Source organism: Verticiella sediminum, from assembly GCF_007558815.1.
Taxonomy (GTDB): Bacteria; Pseudomonadota; Gammaproteobacteria; order Burkholderiales; family Burkholderiaceae_B; genus Verticiella; species Verticiella sediminum.
Window position 1 is genome coordinate 385,664 of sequence record NZ_VLTJ01000042.1, and the last position, 13,009, is coordinate 398,672.

11 protein-coding genes are annotated in these 13,009 nt (G+C 70.5%); 6 read left to right on the forward strand and 5 right to left on the reverse strand.

What is annotated here, in order from left to right:
• Positions 1–52: 52 nt before the first annotated feature.
• The 4 genes from FOZ76_RS26070 to FOZ76_RS26085 all read right to left on the reverse strand — a co-directional run bounded on the left by FOZ76_RS26070 (position 53) and on the right by FOZ76_RS26085 (position 5,123).
• Positions 53–1,246 (reverse strand): BaiN/RdsA family NAD(P)/FAD-dependent oxidoreductase, encoded by a 1,194-nt coding sequence (locus FOZ76_RS26070; RefSeq protein WP_143951195.1) that lies wholly within the window; start codon positions 1,244–1,246, stop codon positions 53–55.
• Positions 1,247–1,311: 65 nt separating this feature from the next.
• Positions 1,312–3,570 carry an arginine/lysine/ornithine decarboxylase gene (locus FOZ76_RS26075; protein WP_143951196.1) on the reverse strand — a complete coding sequence of 753 codons (2,259 nt, stop codon included), beginning with the start codon at positions 3,568–3,570 and terminating at the stop codon, positions 1,312–1,314.
• 189 nt (positions 3,571–3,759) lie between these two features.
• On the reverse strand, positions 3,760–4,323 hold the full coding sequence (dcd, locus tag FOZ76_RS26080; protein ID WP_143951197.1) for a dCTP deaminase: 564 nt from the start codon (positions 4,321–4,323) through the stop codon (positions 3,760–3,762).
• Between the two features lie 44 nt (positions 4,324–4,367).
• Positions 4,368–5,123, reverse strand: coding sequence for a ComF family protein (locus FOZ76_RS26085; RefSeq protein ID WP_143951198.1), 756 nt, complete (start codon positions 5,121–5,123; stop codon positions 4,368–4,370).
• 81 nt (positions 5,124–5,204) lie between these two features.
• On the opposite strand from FOZ76_RS26085, the gene FOZ76_RS26090 reads away from it, so the two are divergent.
• The 6 genes from FOZ76_RS26090 to FOZ76_RS26115 all read left to right on the forward strand — a co-directional run bounded on the left by FOZ76_RS26090 (position 5,205) and on the right by FOZ76_RS26115 (position 12,158).
• Entirely contained in the window at positions 5,205–6,149 is a 945-nt protein-coding gene (locus tag FOZ76_RS26090; protein ID WP_143951199.1) for a methyltransferase domain-containing protein, read from the forward strand.
• 185 nt (positions 6,150–6,334) lie between these two features.
• On the forward strand, positions 6,335–7,753 hold the full coding sequence (locus FOZ76_RS26095; RefSeq protein ID WP_143951200.1) for a DEAD/DEAH box helicase: 1,419 nt from the start codon (positions 6,335–6,337) through the stop codon (positions 7,751–7,753).
• A 167-nt stretch (positions 7,754–7,920) separates the two neighbouring features.
• Positions 7,921–8,547 (forward strand): LysE family transporter, encoded by a 627-nt coding sequence (locus FOZ76_RS26100; RefSeq protein ID WP_143951201.1) that lies wholly within the window; start codon positions 7,921–7,923, stop codon positions 8,545–8,547.
• 4 nt (positions 8,548–8,551) lie between these two features.
• A complete protein-coding gene (locus FOZ76_RS26105) occupies positions 8,552–9,850 on the forward strand; it encodes a paraquat-inducible protein A (protein WP_143951202.1) in 1,299 nt (432 codons plus the stop codon).
• Positions 9,847–11,487, forward strand: a complete 1,641-nt coding sequence (locus FOZ76_RS26110; RefSeq protein ID WP_143951203.1) for a PqiB family protein — start codon at positions 9,847–9,849, stop codon at positions 11,485–11,487. Before FOZ76_RS26105 ends, FOZ76_RS26110 begins: the two co-directional genes overlap by 4 nt.
• An 11-nt stretch (positions 11,488–11,498) precedes the next feature.
• The gene (locus tag FOZ76_RS26115; RefSeq protein WP_170235639.1) at positions 11,499–12,158 is read left to right on the forward strand and encodes a PqiC family protein; all 660 of its coding nucleotides are present in this window, start codon (positions 11,499–11,501) and stop codon (positions 12,156–12,158) included.
• A 23-nt stretch (positions 12,159–12,181) separates the two neighbouring features.
• Here FOZ76_RS26115 and fdhD read toward each other — a convergent pair whose 3' ends face one another.
• Positions 12,182–13,000 carry a formate dehydrogenase accessory sulfurtransferase FdhD gene (fdhD, locus tag FOZ76_RS26120; protein WP_143951290.1) on the reverse strand — a complete coding sequence of 273 codons (819 nt, stop codon included), beginning with the start codon at positions 12,998–13,000 and terminating at the stop codon, positions 12,182–12,184.
• Positions 13,001–13,009: the final 9 nt, after the last annotated feature.

Sequence of the window (13,009 nt, forward strand, 5' to 3'; positions counted from 1 at the left end):
AAGCGACGCTGAACAGACAGGACACGCGCGCCGCCTCTCCTACCGACAACCCCTACAACCCCAACGCGCACGCCATAGCCGACGCCCAGGCCCACTGGAAGTTGTAGCCGCCCAGCCAGCCGGTGACGTCCACCGCCTCGCCGATGGCGTACAGGCCGGGCACGCGCCGCGCCTGCATGTCCTGCTGGTTCAGCTCGCGCGTGTCGATGCCGCCGCGCATGACTTCGGCCTTCTTGTAGCCGGCCGTGCCGCTGGGTACGAGCTGCCATTCGTTGAGCGCGAGGCCCAGGCCGCGCAGGGCTTTGTCGGGCAGGTCGGCGAGGCGCTTGCCGGCGAGGCCGGCGTCGGCCAGCCACTGCTCGGCCAGCCGGCGCGGCATGAGGCCGGCGAGCACGGTGTCGATCTGCTGCCGGCTGCCCGGCTTGGCCCGCAGCAATGCATCGGCCAGGTCCTGGCCGGCCGCCAGATCGACGCGGATCGGTTCGCCCGGCTGCCAATAGCTGGAAATCTGCAGGACTGCGGGGCCGGACAGCCCGCGATGGGTGAACAGCAGGTCCTCGCGAAAGCGTCCCGCCATCTTGCCCTTGCCTGTCGCAATGTCCACTTCCTGCGCCACACCGGCGAGCGCCGCGTAGGCACGCCAGTTCTCGGCGTCGAAGGTGAGCGGCACCAGCGCCGGGCGCGGCTCGATGATCTTCATGCCGAGCTCGCGCGCCACGCGCAGCGCGAAGTCGGTCGCGCCGATCTGCGGCACGGCCATGCCGCCCGTGGCGAGCACCACGCGCGCGGCCCGCACCGGGCCGTGATCGGTATCCAGCACGAAGCCGGCTTCGCCCTCGCAGCGAACGCGCGCCACGGCGCAGGGCATGCGCCAGGCCACGCCGCCCGCCTCGCACTCGCGGCGCAGCATCTCGATGATGGCTTCGCTGGAGTCGTCGCAGAACAACTGCCCCCGATGCTTCTCGTGCCAGCCGATGCGGTGCTTGGCGAGCAGGCGCAGGAAATCCTGCGGCGTGTAGCGCGCCAGCGCGGAACGGCAGAAGGCCGGGTTGGCCGACAGGAAGGCGGCGGGGCCGGCATCGCGGTTGGTGAAGTTGCAGCGCCCGCCGCCCGAGATGCGGATCTTCTCCGCGAGGCGGCTGGCGTGATCGATCAGGACCACGCGCAGCCCGCGCTGGCCGGCCACGGCGGCGCACATCATGCCGGCGGCACCTGCGCCGATGACGGCGACGTCGAATGAAGACATGGCTTTCCGAGACCGAACGCCGGGCGGCCGCGGCCAAGGCCCTCGGCCGCCCGGCGCGGGAAGACTCAATCCTTGACGCAGTCGACGTAGTAGCGCTTGCTGCCGTCCTCGGCCACTTCCTCGACCAGGCCGTGGATGTCGGTCTCGAAGCCCGGGAACTGCTCGTTGAAGACGCGCGCGAACTGCAGGTACTGCACGATGGTGCGGTTGAAACGCTCGCCCGGGATGAGCAGCGGGATGCCCGGCGGATACGGCGTGAGCAGCGCGCTGGTGATGCGGCCTTCGAGGGCGTCGATGGCCACGCGCTCGATCTCGCGGTGGGCCATCTTGGCGAAGGCGTCCGACGGCTTCATGGCCGGCTGCATGTCCGACAGGTACATCTCGGTGGTCAGGCGCGCCACGTCGTTCTTGCGATAGGTGTCGTGCAGGCGCTGGCACAGATCGCGCAGGCCCCATCGTTCGTACTTGGGCGCGGTCTTGCAGAAGTCCGGCAGGATGCGCCACATGGGCTGGTTGCGGTCGTAGTCGTCCTTGAACTGCTGCAGCGCGGCCAGCAGCGTGTTCCAGCGGCCCTTGGTGATGCCGATGGTGAACATGATGAAGAACGAATACAGCCCCGTCTTCTCGACCACCACGCCGTGCTCGGCCAGGTACTTGGTGACCACCGCGGCCGGGATGCCGGTCTCGGCGAACTGGCCGGAGACGTCCAGCCCCGGCGTGATGACCGTGGACTTGATCGGGTCCAGCATGTTGAAGCCCGGCGCCAGGTCGCCGAAGCCGTGCCAGCGGTCGTTGGCCTTGAGCACCCAGTCGTCGCGCTTGCCCACGCCTTCGGCGGCGAGCTTGTCCGGGCCCCACACCTTGAACCACCAGTCGTTGTGGCCGAACTCGGCCTCGACCTTGCGCATGGCGCGGCGAAACTCCAGCGCCTCGTGAATGCTCTCCTCGACCAGGGCGGTGCCGCCGGGCGGCTCCATCATCGCCGCCGCCACGTCGCAGGACGCAATGATCGCGTACTGCGGCGAAGTCGACATGTGCATGAGGTAGGCCTCGTTGAACATGTAGCGGTCGAGCTGGCGCTCCTCGGATTCCTGCACGAGGATCTGCGAGGCCTGCGACAGGCCGGCCAGCAGCTTGTGCGTGGAGTGCGTGGCGAACACCATGGCGTCCTTGCTGCGCGGACGGTTGCGCCCGATCGCGTGCATGTCCGTGTAGAACTCGTGGAAGGACGCGTGCGGCAGCCAGGCCTCGTCGAAGTGCAGGGTGTCGATGCTCGAACCCAGCACGTCCTTGATCATCTCGACGTTGTAGATCACGCCGTCGTAGGTGCTCTGCGTGATGGTGAGGATGCGCGGCTTCTTGTTCACCGCCTCGCGCGCGAACGGGTTGGCCTCGATCTTCTTTCTGATCGTCTCGGGATGGAACTCCGAGAGCGGGATCGGCCCGATGATGCCCAGGTTGTTGCGCGTGGGCTGCAGGAACACCGGGATCGCGCCCGTCATGGTGATCGCGTGCAGGATCGACTTGTGGCAGTTGCGATCGACCACCACCACGTCGCCCGGCGCCACGTTGGCGTGCCAGACGATCTTGTTCGAGGTGGACGTGCCGTTGGTGACGAAATAGCAGTGGTCGGCGTTGAAGATGCGCGCGGCGTTCAATTCCGACTGTGCGACCGGCCCCGTGTGGTCGAGCAGTTGGCCCAGTTCGTCCACGGCGTTGCAGACGTCGGCGCGCAGCATGTTCTCGCCGAAGAACTGGTGGAACATCTGCCCCACCGGGCTCTTCAGGAACGCCACGCCGCCGGAGTGCCCGGGGCAGTGCCAGGAGTACGAGCCGTCCTGCGCGTACTTGAGCAGCTCGCGAAAGAACGGCGGCGCGAGGCCGTCGAGATAGCTGCGCGCCTCGCGGATGATGTGGCGCGCGACGAACTCCGGCGTGTCCTCGAACATGTGGATGAAGCCGTGCAGCTCGCGCAGGATGTCGTTCGGGATGTGCTGCGAGGTGCGCGTCTCGCCGTACAGGTAGATCGGGATGTCGGCGTTGCGAAACCGCAGCTCGCCGATGAAGGCGCGCAGGTGCTTGATCGCGTTGGCCACGTCCTCGGGCGAGTCGACATCGAACTCCTCGTCGTCGATCGAGAGGATGAAGGCGCTCGCCCGGCTCTGCTGCTGGGCGAACGAGGTCAGATCGCCGTAGCTGGTCACGCCGAGCACTTCGACGCCCTCGGCCTCGATGGCCGCGGCAAGCGCACGGATGCCCAGCCCGGAAGCGTTCTCCGAGCGGAAGTCTTCATCGATGATGACGATGGGGAAGCGGAATTTCATGGGCATCCACCTGGGAGGCGGGGGCCGGCGGCGGGTGGGCCGTGCGGGGCCGGACTACCGCGGCGCGACCGGGGTACGAGGAAAGGGGCGAGTGTACCCCCAAGCGCATGACAGGCCGGCAATGGCCGCCGGTCGGCGTTGCGCGAAGCAAACGCCCCGCCCGGCCGGCACTGTGCGCGCCCCCGCCGATCAGGTGCGCGGCAGGGTGACGCCGCGCTGGCCCTGGTACTTGCCGCCACGGTCGCGGTACGAGGTTTCGCAGACCTCGTCGCCGCCGAGGAACAGCATCTGCGCGCAGCCTTCGCCGGCGTAGATCTTGGCCGGCAGCGGCGTGGTGTTGGAGAACTCCAGCGTGACATGGCCTTCCCACTCGGGCTCGAGCGGGGTGACGTTCACGATGATGCCGCAGCGCGCGTAGGTGCTCTTGCCCAGGCAGATGGTGAGCACCTCGCGCGGGATGCGGAAGTATTCCACCGTGCGCGCGAGCGCGAACGAGTTGGGCGGGATGATGCAGACATCGCCCTTGAAGTCGACGAACGACTTCTCGTCGAAAGCCTTGGGATCGACGATGGTGGAATTGATGTTGGTGAAGATCTTGAATTCGTCGGCACAGCGCACGTCGTAGCCGTAGCTGCTGGTGCCATAGCTCACGATGCGCCGGCCGTCGACCTCGCGCACCTGATCCGGCGCGAAGGGCTCGATCATGCCGGCCTCGGCCGCCGTCCGGATCCAGCGATCACTTTTGATGCTCATTCGGCTACCTTTTCTTGCTGGGGAAGCAATGCACGAAGCCGCCATTATGACGGATCGGGCACACCGGCGCCCGGCGCCGGCGTGCGCGCCACCGCCAGCACGACGACCGGGCCCGCGCCAGCCGCCTTGAGCGCGCGGGCGCAGGCCTCCACGGTGCTGCCGGTGGTCATGACATCGTCGATGAGGGCGATCGGCTGGCCGGGCGCGACGCCCATCGCGACATAGCGTGCGCCGCCGCGCTCGAGCCGCTGCGCGCGGCCCAGGCGATGCTGGCGCAGCCCGTCGTCGGCGCCGGCGCGCAGCAGCGTGGATGACCAGGCCAGGCCGAGGTGCGCCGCGCAGATGCGGCCCAGGCGCGCCGCGGGGTTGTAGCCGCGCCGGCGCAAGGCGCGGTGGCTGGCCGGCACCGCCAGCGCCAGGCAGCCGGGCGGCAGCCCGCGCGCGTCGCGCGCCACCGCCTCGGCGAGCAGGTCGGCCACGGCGCGGGCGGCCGCGCCCTGCCAGCTCTGCTTGGCGCGCCAGACCAGCGCCTGGCCGGGCGGCGCGTAGTCGATGGCGGCAATGGCGTAGTCATAGGCCGGAGTGCGCAGCGTGCAGGCAAGACAGCCGTCGTCCGGCGAGGCCAGCCGCAGCGCGCACCAGCGGCAGCGCGGCGGCGCATCGCCGAGCAGGTCTTCGCGGCAGGGTGCGCACAGGCGGGCGCCGCGCGCGGCGCCGCCGCACAGGAGGCAAGGCATGGGAATGGCATGCGCCCACCTGCGCACGCCGGCCTGCCATCCGCGCCATCCTGCCTGCAGCATGTTTCCTCCGTGCCGGCGTCGCAGATGCGCACGGCGTACCATTGCACCTTAGCGCGCAGTCGAGCGCGAAGCACAAGCACCATGTCGGAATCCACGCACCCCACCCTACCCATCGATCCGCATCATGTCGCCCGCCAGTTCGCCCGGCGCGGCGATCTGGCCGAGGCGGCCTTTCTGTACGACGAGATCGGCGCGCGCATGCTCGAACGCCTGGCGTACATCCGGCTGGCGCCCGCCGCCCTGCTCGACGCGGGCTGCGGCACGGGCACGGCCCGCGCCGGGCTGGCCGAGCGCTTTGCGGATGCCGCGTATGTCGGTCTGGACCTGTGCGCCCCGCTGCTCGCGATCGCACGCGAGCGGCACGGTGCCAGCCCGGGCGGCGCGGCGCGCCTGAACCAGTGGATCGCCCGCCTGCGCGGCAAGGAGCGGGCGGGCGCCACGGCCCCGCAGTTCCTGGAAGGCGACCTGGCGGCCTCGGGCCTGGCCCCGGGCTCGGTCGACATGGTGTGGTCCAACCTCGCCCTGCACTGGCATCCGGCGCCGCACGACGTGCTCGCCGAATGGTGGCGGGTGCTGCGCCCGGACGGGCTGGCCATGTTCTCCTGTCTGGGCCCGGGCACGCTGCGCGAGCTGCGCGACGCGGTGGCCGACGCCGGGCTGCGCACGGCCACCCTGCCCTTCGTCGACATGCACGACTTCGGCGACCTGCTCGTGGAAAGCGGCTTTGCCGACCCGGTCATGGACCAGGAAACCCTCACCCTGACCTACACCAGCGGCGACAAGCTGCTCGCCGACGTGCGCGCGCTGGGCGGCAACCCGACCCGCGGCCGCCATCCCGGCCTGGCCGGACGTGGCTTTCGCCGGCGCCTCGTCGAGGCGCTCGACGCGCGCCGCGCCGCCGACGGGCTGATCCATCTGTCGATCGAAGTGGCCTACGGACACGCCTGGCGGGCGGCCGCACGGCGCACCGCCAGCGGCGAGACCCAGATCTCGATTTCGGCGATCGGCCGCGGCTCGCGGCCTTGACCGGGACGCTTGCGGCCGAGCCGCCGCGCCGGCACTGGCGGGCTTACCGCGACGCGAGCGCCGGCCCGTGTAGAATAGGCGTTTGGCGCACGGTCCAATCTCGCGCCCCCCTCCTGTTTTTCTTTCCCGCCCGCCTTTGATTGGAGTCACTCAACCCGAGCGACAGGCTGCCGCTGGAGTTGCTGATGACTACCGATATCACGTTTGCCAGCCTTGCACTGGCCCCCGCCCTGTTGCGCGCCGTCGAGGAAACCGGCTATGACCGCCCGACGCCGATCCAGGCCCAGGCCATCCCCCTGGTACTCAAGGGCGGCGACCTGCTCGCCGCCGCACAGACCGGCACGGGCAAGACCGCCGGCTTCACCCTGCCCATCCTGCAACGGCTCTCGGCCAATCCGCTGGCGCAGCGCAAGCCTGGGCGGCCGCGCTGCCTGGTGCTGACCCCCACGCGCGAGCTGGCCGCCCAGATCCAGGAATCCGTGCAGACCTACGGCAAGTACGTGCCGCTGTCCTCCATGGTCATGTTCGGCGGCGTGAACATCAATCCTCAGATCGCCGCGCTCAAGAAGCCGCTGGACATTCTGGTCTGCACGCCGGGCCGCCTGCTCGATCACGCCGGCCAGCGCACCGTCGATCTCGCCGGCGTCGAGATCCTGGTGCTGGACGAAGCCGACCGCATGCTCGACATGGGCTTCATCCACGACATCCGCAGGGTGCTCGCCCTGCTGCCCAAGGAGCGCCAGACGCTGCTGTTCTCGGCCACCTTCTCCGACGACATCCGCAAGCTCGCGCACGGCATTCTGCGCAACCCGGAGGAAGTGTCGGTGGCGCGCCGCAACACGGCCTCGGAGCTGGTCGAGCAGAGCGTGCACCTGGTGCCGCAAAGCCACAAGCGCGACGCGCTCTCGCACCTGATCCGCGCCAACGACTGGCAGCAGGTGCTGGTCTTCACACGCACCAAGCACGGCGCCAACCGCCTGGCCGAAAAGCTCGTGAAGGACGGTATCGGCGCGGCCGCGATCCACGGCAACAAGAGCCAGTCGGCGCGCACCAAGGCCCTCGCGGGCTTCAAGGACGGCAGCGTCTCGGTGCTGGTCGCCACCGACATCGCCGCGCGCGGGCTGGACATCGATCAGTTGCCGCACGTCGTCAACTTCGAGCTGCCCAACGTTGCCGAAGACTACGTCCACCGCATCGGCCGCACCGGCCGGGCGGGCAGCACGGGCGCCGCGGTGTCCCTGGTGGACAACGAGGAGCTCAAGCTGCTCACCGGCATCGAGAAGCTCATCAAGCGGCAGATCCCGCGCCTGCCCATGCCCGCGTTCGCGCTGAGCGCGGCCGCGACCGAGTCGGACGAGCGCCCGCCGCGGCCGCAGGGCCAGCGTCGCGGCGCGCCGGCGGGCGCCCGTGCGAATGCTCCCCGCCAGGAACGCAGCCCCGGCGGACAGCGCCCGGGCGCGGGTCGACAGGCCCAGAATCCGCAACGCGCGGCTGCGCCGCAGGCGCGCTCCGACGCGGCCGCCCCGGGCGGCAAGCCGCGCAGCGACGGCCGGCGCGCGACTGCCCCGGGTGGCCCGCGTCGCGCGGCGCTGCTCGGCAAGTGAGCCTGCGCCTGCCCGCGGCCTTGCGCGGATCGCCGCGCGAGAGCCGCGCGCGGCCGGGCTGGCGCGCCGAGCCGGGCTGCGACGCGCTCGCGGGCAGGTAAACTCGACCTTTCACACCCCGCACCCAGCCGGCGGGTCGGTCCGGCATCACACGCTTGGTCGTCGCCATGAGTCTTTCCACCTGGCTCGCCTTCTTCGCCGCTTCCTGGGCGATCTCCTTCTCGCCGGGCTCGGGCGCCGTTTCGGCCATGTCGGCCGGGCTGCGCTACGGCTTTCGCCGCGGCTACTGGAATACGGTCGGCCTGATCGCCGGCATCCTGCTGCAGATCCTGGTGGTGGGCGTGGGCCTGGGCGCCCTGCTCGCAACCTCGGAGATCGCGTTCGCCATCGTGAAATGGCTGGGCGTGGCCTACCTCATCTACCTGGGCATCAAGCAGATGCGCGCCGACACCTCCCCCGTCGACCCCGACGCGCCGGCCACTGACGGGCGCATCTCGACGCTGGTGCTGCGCGGCTTCCTGGTGAACGCGAGCAACCCCAAGGGCACGGTGTTCCTGCTCGCCGTCGTGCCGCAGTTCATCGCCGGCGGCCAGCCGCTGCTGCCGCAATACGCCGCGATCGCGGCCACCCTGGCGTTCACCGACCTGGTCGCCATGGCGATCTATACAGCCCTCGCCGCGCGCGTGCTGCGGCTGCTGCGTTCGCGCAGACACATCCGCTGGCTCAACCGCGGCTTCGGCGGCCTGTTCATCGCGGCCGGCGCCTGGCTCGCCACCTTCCGGCACCACGCCTGAGCCCATGCCGCACACGCAGGCCGCCACGTTGCACGAACACCGCCCGCTGATCGCCTGCGAGATGTGCGGCGCGATCTACCGACGCCACGCGCTGGCCCATGGCGAGAAGGCGCTGTGCCGGCGCTGCGACACCGTGCTGTGGCGTTATTCCAGGCTGGACGCGCATGCCTGGCTCGCCCTCACCGTGGCGGGCCTGCTGGTCTACGGCATCGCCAACGCCTTTCCGATCGCCAGCCTGGCCGTGCAGGGGGTGACCCGCCAGGCCACGCTGGCCGATGCGATCGCGATCACCTGGCAGCACGGCTATCCCACGGTCGCCGTCATGGCCGGACTCACCGCGCTGGCCTTGCCGCTGCTGCAGATCCTCGCCCTGCTCTGGGTGCTCGGCCCGCTCGCGGCCGGCCGTCTCGCGCCCGGCTTTCCGGCCGTGATGCGGCTGCTCGGCCTGCTGCGCCCTTGGTGCATGGTGCCCGTCTTCCTGCTCGGGGTGCTGGTCGCCGTGGTCAAGCTGGTCGCCCTCGCCCGGCTGGAGCCCGGCGCCGGGCTGCTCGGCTTTGCCGGCCTCACTGTCTTCTCCACCCTGCTGAGCCGGCTGAGCCCGCACCAGCTCTGGCGCATGGCCGAGCGCGCGGGCGTGATACCGGTGCACGATCCGGTGCCCGCGCCCGGCACGGCGCTCGGCCCGTGCCACGTGTGCGGCCAGGTGCAGGCGCTGCCGCTGCACGATCCGGAGGCGCTGCACCGCTGCGTGCGCTGCGATGCGCACGTACACCTGCGCAAGCCCGACACCATGAGCCGCACCTGGGCGCTGGTGCTCACCGCGGGGCTGCTGTACATCCCGGCCAACGTGCTCCCGGTGATGCAGATCACCACCCTGTTCGGCACCAGCAACCACACCATCCTCGGCGGCGTGATCGATCTCTGGCGCACCGGCTCCTGGGATCTCGCCGTGATCGTCTTCATCGCCAGCGTCGCCGTGCCGATCACCAAACTGCTCTCGCTCGCCGTGCTGCTCATCAGTGTGCAGCGCGCGGCGCGCGGCAGCCTGCCCCAGCGCACCCGGCTCTATCGCCTGGTGGAGCTGATCGGCCAGTGGTCCATGCTCGACATCTATGTCGTCGTGCTGCTCGGCGCCCTGGCCCGTTTCCAGGGGCTGATGCAGATTTCCGCCGGGCCGGGCGCCACCGCCTTCGGCCTGGTCGTCGTATTGACCATGCTGGCCGCGATGAGCTTCGATCCGCGCCGCACCTGGGACCGCGCCGGCGCAGGCGCACCCTCGGCCCAACCTGCGCATCTCCCATGACCGATTCTGCCGCTCCCGACGATCCCCGCCCTCCCGCCGACGTGCCCACGGTGGTACGCAAGAAGAACCGCATCTCGCTGATCTGGCTGGTGCCCATCGTCGCCGCCATCGCCGGCGCAGTGCTGATCTACCGGACCTGGGCCTCCAGCGGGCCGGAAGTCACCATCACCTTCGCCACGGCGTCCGGCCTGCAGGCCGGCCAGACCGAGCTGCGCTTCAAGGACGTGACCGTGGGCGTGGTGCGTACGATCACGCTGAGCGAGGACTGGAGCAAGGTGATGGTGACGGCGGACATCCGCCGCGACGCCGCCGACCTGGCGCGCGAGGGCACGCGCTTCTGGGTGGTGCGCCCGCGCCTGGCCCTGAGCGGCGTATCCGGCCTGGGCACCCTGCTCTCGGGCGCCTACATCGAGGCGGACACGCCCGGCGGCGGGCCCGACGTGGACCGGCCGAGCCAGCGTAGCTTCGAGGGGCTGGAAGAACCGCCCGAGATCCGCCACGACGCGCCCGGCAGCCGCTTCCTGCTGCGCACGGCCGATCTCGGCTCGCTGGAGGTGGGTTCGCCGGTGTACTTCCGGCGCATCGCCGTGGGCCGCGTCACCGACTACGAGCTGGACAGCCAGAGCCGCGACGTGCGCGTGGAAGTCTTCATCGATGCGCCCAACGACCGCCTGGTCACCGAAGGAACCCGCTTCTGGAACGCCAGCGGCATCGACATGCAGGTGAGCGCCGACGGCGTGCGGCTGCATGCGGAATCGCTGGTGTCGCTGGTGCTGGGCGGCATCGCGTTCGAGCCGTCCGATCTGCCTGCGGCGGAACCGGCCAGCGACAACACCGCCTTTCAGCTCTTTCCGAACCGCCAGGCCGCGCTCGCGCCGCCCGACGGCGAACCGTTGCCGATCCGCATGCGCTTTGACCAGTCGGTGCGCGGGCTCGCGGTGGGCGCGCCGATCGACTTCAAGGGCATGACGCTGGGCAGCGTGACGGCGCTGACCATGGACTACGACATGCAAAAGCGCGACTTCCACGTCCTGGTGGACGCGAATCTCTACCCCATGCGCATGGGCCCGCTGTACGAGCGCATGCGCGACTACGTCGGCGCAGGGAACGACGAGACGGTGGTGCTCGGCCCCATGATCGAGCGCGGGCTGCGCGCGCAACTGCGCACCGCCAACCTGCTGACCGGCCAGTTGTACATCGCACTGGACGACTTCCCGAAGGCGCCCAAGGTCACGTACCAGCACACCGACCCCATCACCATCCCGACGGTGTCCGGCGAATTCGACCAACTGCAGCAGCAGATCGCCAGCATCGTCAGCAAGATCGAGCGCCTGCCGCTGGACGAGATCGCGGGCAACCTGCGCGACACGCTGGGCAACTCGGCGCGCCTGGTGTCGCGCGTGGATCGGCAGGTCGTGCCCGAGACGCAGTCGATGCTGCGCGAGGCCACGCGCACCTTGAACGACGTGCGCTCGCTGGTGGCGAGCGACGCCGCGCTGCCGCTCAACCTGGACCGCGCCATGCAGGAACTGGCCCGGGCGGCACGCTCGCTGCGCGTGCTCACCGACTATCTGCAGACCAACCCGGAAGCCCTGCTGCGCGGACGCTCCCCGGACACGCTGCCCCCCACCCGATGAGGAGCCCGACCATGCCGCGCCGCTGCGCCCTGCCCGCTCTTGCCGCCAGCCTGCTGGCGGCGGCGTGTTCGAGCACGCCGCCCCCCGCCTATCACACGCTGCTCGACGACGCGTCGCTGCCCGCGCAGCCGCCCGCGGCCTACGCGCTGGAGGTGGCGCCCGTGAGCATTCCATCGCAGGCGGATCAGCCGCAGGTCATGCTGCGCGGCGCCGACGGACAGATCCGGCCGCTGTACGGCGAGCGCTGGAGCGCCCCGCTCGGCGACGAAATCCAGAGTGCGCTCGGCGAGCGCCTCACGCAGCGCCTGGGCGCGCCGAACGTCACGCAGATCGGCGCCGGCGGCATGCCGGTCTGGCGGGTACAGGTGGACGTGCAGCGCTTCGACCTCCCGCTGGACGCGCCGGTGGCGCTGGACCTCACCTGGCGGATACGCGAGCTGCCGGCGCAGCCCGCGCTGCTTTGCGCAAGCCGCTTGCGCGTCGCCCCGCAAGGCAGCGACGTGGCCGCCGCCGTGGCCGCGCAGCGCCGCGCGATCGGCCAGGCTGCCGACCTGATCGCCGCCAGCATCGCGGCCGGCGGCGCCGCACCCACGGGCGCGGCGGCGCAGGACACCCATACGCAGTGCTCGAGCAGCCCGGCGCAGGAACGCCAGGGCATGCGCGGTTCTTGAGCACAGGCGCAGCGGCCGGCTGATCAGGGCTGCACGCGCTCCGGATAGGTATAGACGGTAGCCGACTGGCCGCGACTGAAGCCGAGCAGGAGCAAACCCATGTCGTGCGCAAGGCGGGCGGCGAGCGCGGTGGGCGCCGAGACCGCGACCAGCGTGTGAATACCGGCCGCCACGCTCTTCTGCACCATCTCGAAGCTCGCACGGCTGGACACCACGGCGAACCCGTCGACGCGCTCGGCCCGCAGCGTGGCGCCGATCATCTTGTCCAGGGCGTTGTGGCGGCCGACATCCTCGCGCAGGCAGAGCAGCCGGCCCCGGCTGTCGAACCAGGCCGCCGCATGGGTGGCGCCGGTGGCTTCGTGCAGGGCCTGGCCGGCCCGCATGCCCGCGAGCGCTTCGCTCAGGACGCCCAGCGACAGCGGTGCATGCACGGCGAGCGGCGCGAGCACGCGCTGCACATCCTCCAGCGACTCGACGCCGCACAGGCCGCAGCCGGTACGGCCGGCGAGCGCGCGCCGACGTTCCTTCAAACGCACTTCGCGGGCGGTCGCGATCTCGAGCTGCACGACCAGGCCTTCGGCGGTGCTCTGCACGTCGATGCCGCGGATGTCGGCCGGCCCATCGATGATGCCTTCCGTGTAGGAAAAGCCCCGCGCGAAATCCTCCAGGTCGGCCGGCGTGGCGAGCAAGGTGGCGTGGCTGATGCCGTTGTATTCCAGCGCCACCGGCACCTCTTCGGCGAGCAGGTCGTCGCTGGCCGGCTGCACGTGCCCCTGGCGCACCCGACGGACGGCGACGCGCTGCTGCGTCTGCGGCAGCGGCGGCAGATCGGGCGTCAGCATGCGCCCCCC

Coding starts and splice junctions, on each gene's coding strand:
- FOZ76_RS26070 (WP_143951195.1), bottom strand. CDS start 1,246: ATGTCTTCATTCGACGTCGCCGTCATCGGCGCAGGTGCCGCCGGCATG.
- FOZ76_RS26075 (WP_143951196.1), bottom strand. CDS start 3,570: ATGAAATTCCGCTTCCCCATCGTCATCATCGATGAAGACTTCCGCTCG.
- dcd (WP_143951197.1), bottom strand. CDS start 4,323: ATGAGCATCAAAAGTGATCGCTGGATCCGGACGGCGGCCGAGGCCGGC.
- FOZ76_RS26085 (WP_143951198.1), bottom strand. CDS start 5,123: ATGCTGCAGGCAGGATGGCGCGGATGGCAGGCCGGCGTGCGCAGGTGG.
- FOZ76_RS26090 (WP_143951199.1), top strand. CDS start 5,205: ATGTCGGAATCCACGCACCCCACCCTACCCATCGATCCGCATCATGTC.
- FOZ76_RS26095 (WP_143951200.1), top strand. CDS start 6,335: ATGACTACCGATATCACGTTTGCCAGCCTTGCACTGGCCCCCGCCCTG.
- FOZ76_RS26100 (WP_143951201.1), top strand. CDS start 7,921: ATGAGTCTTTCCACCTGGCTCGCCTTCTTCGCCGCTTCCTGGGCGATC.
- FOZ76_RS26105 (WP_143951202.1), top strand. CDS start 8,552: ATGCCGCACACGCAGGCCGCCACGTTGCACGAACACCGCCCGCTGATC.
- FOZ76_RS26110 (WP_143951203.1), top strand. CDS start 9,847: ATGACCGATTCTGCCGCTCCCGACGATCCCCGCCCTCCCGCCGACGTG.
- FOZ76_RS26115 (WP_170235639.1), top strand. CDS start 11,499: ATGCCGCGCCGCTGCGCCCTGCCCGCTCTTGCCGCCAGCCTGCTGGCG.
- fdhD (WP_143951290.1), bottom strand. CDS start 13,000: ATGCTGACGCCCGATCTGCCGCCGCTGCCGCAGACGCAGCAGCGCGTC.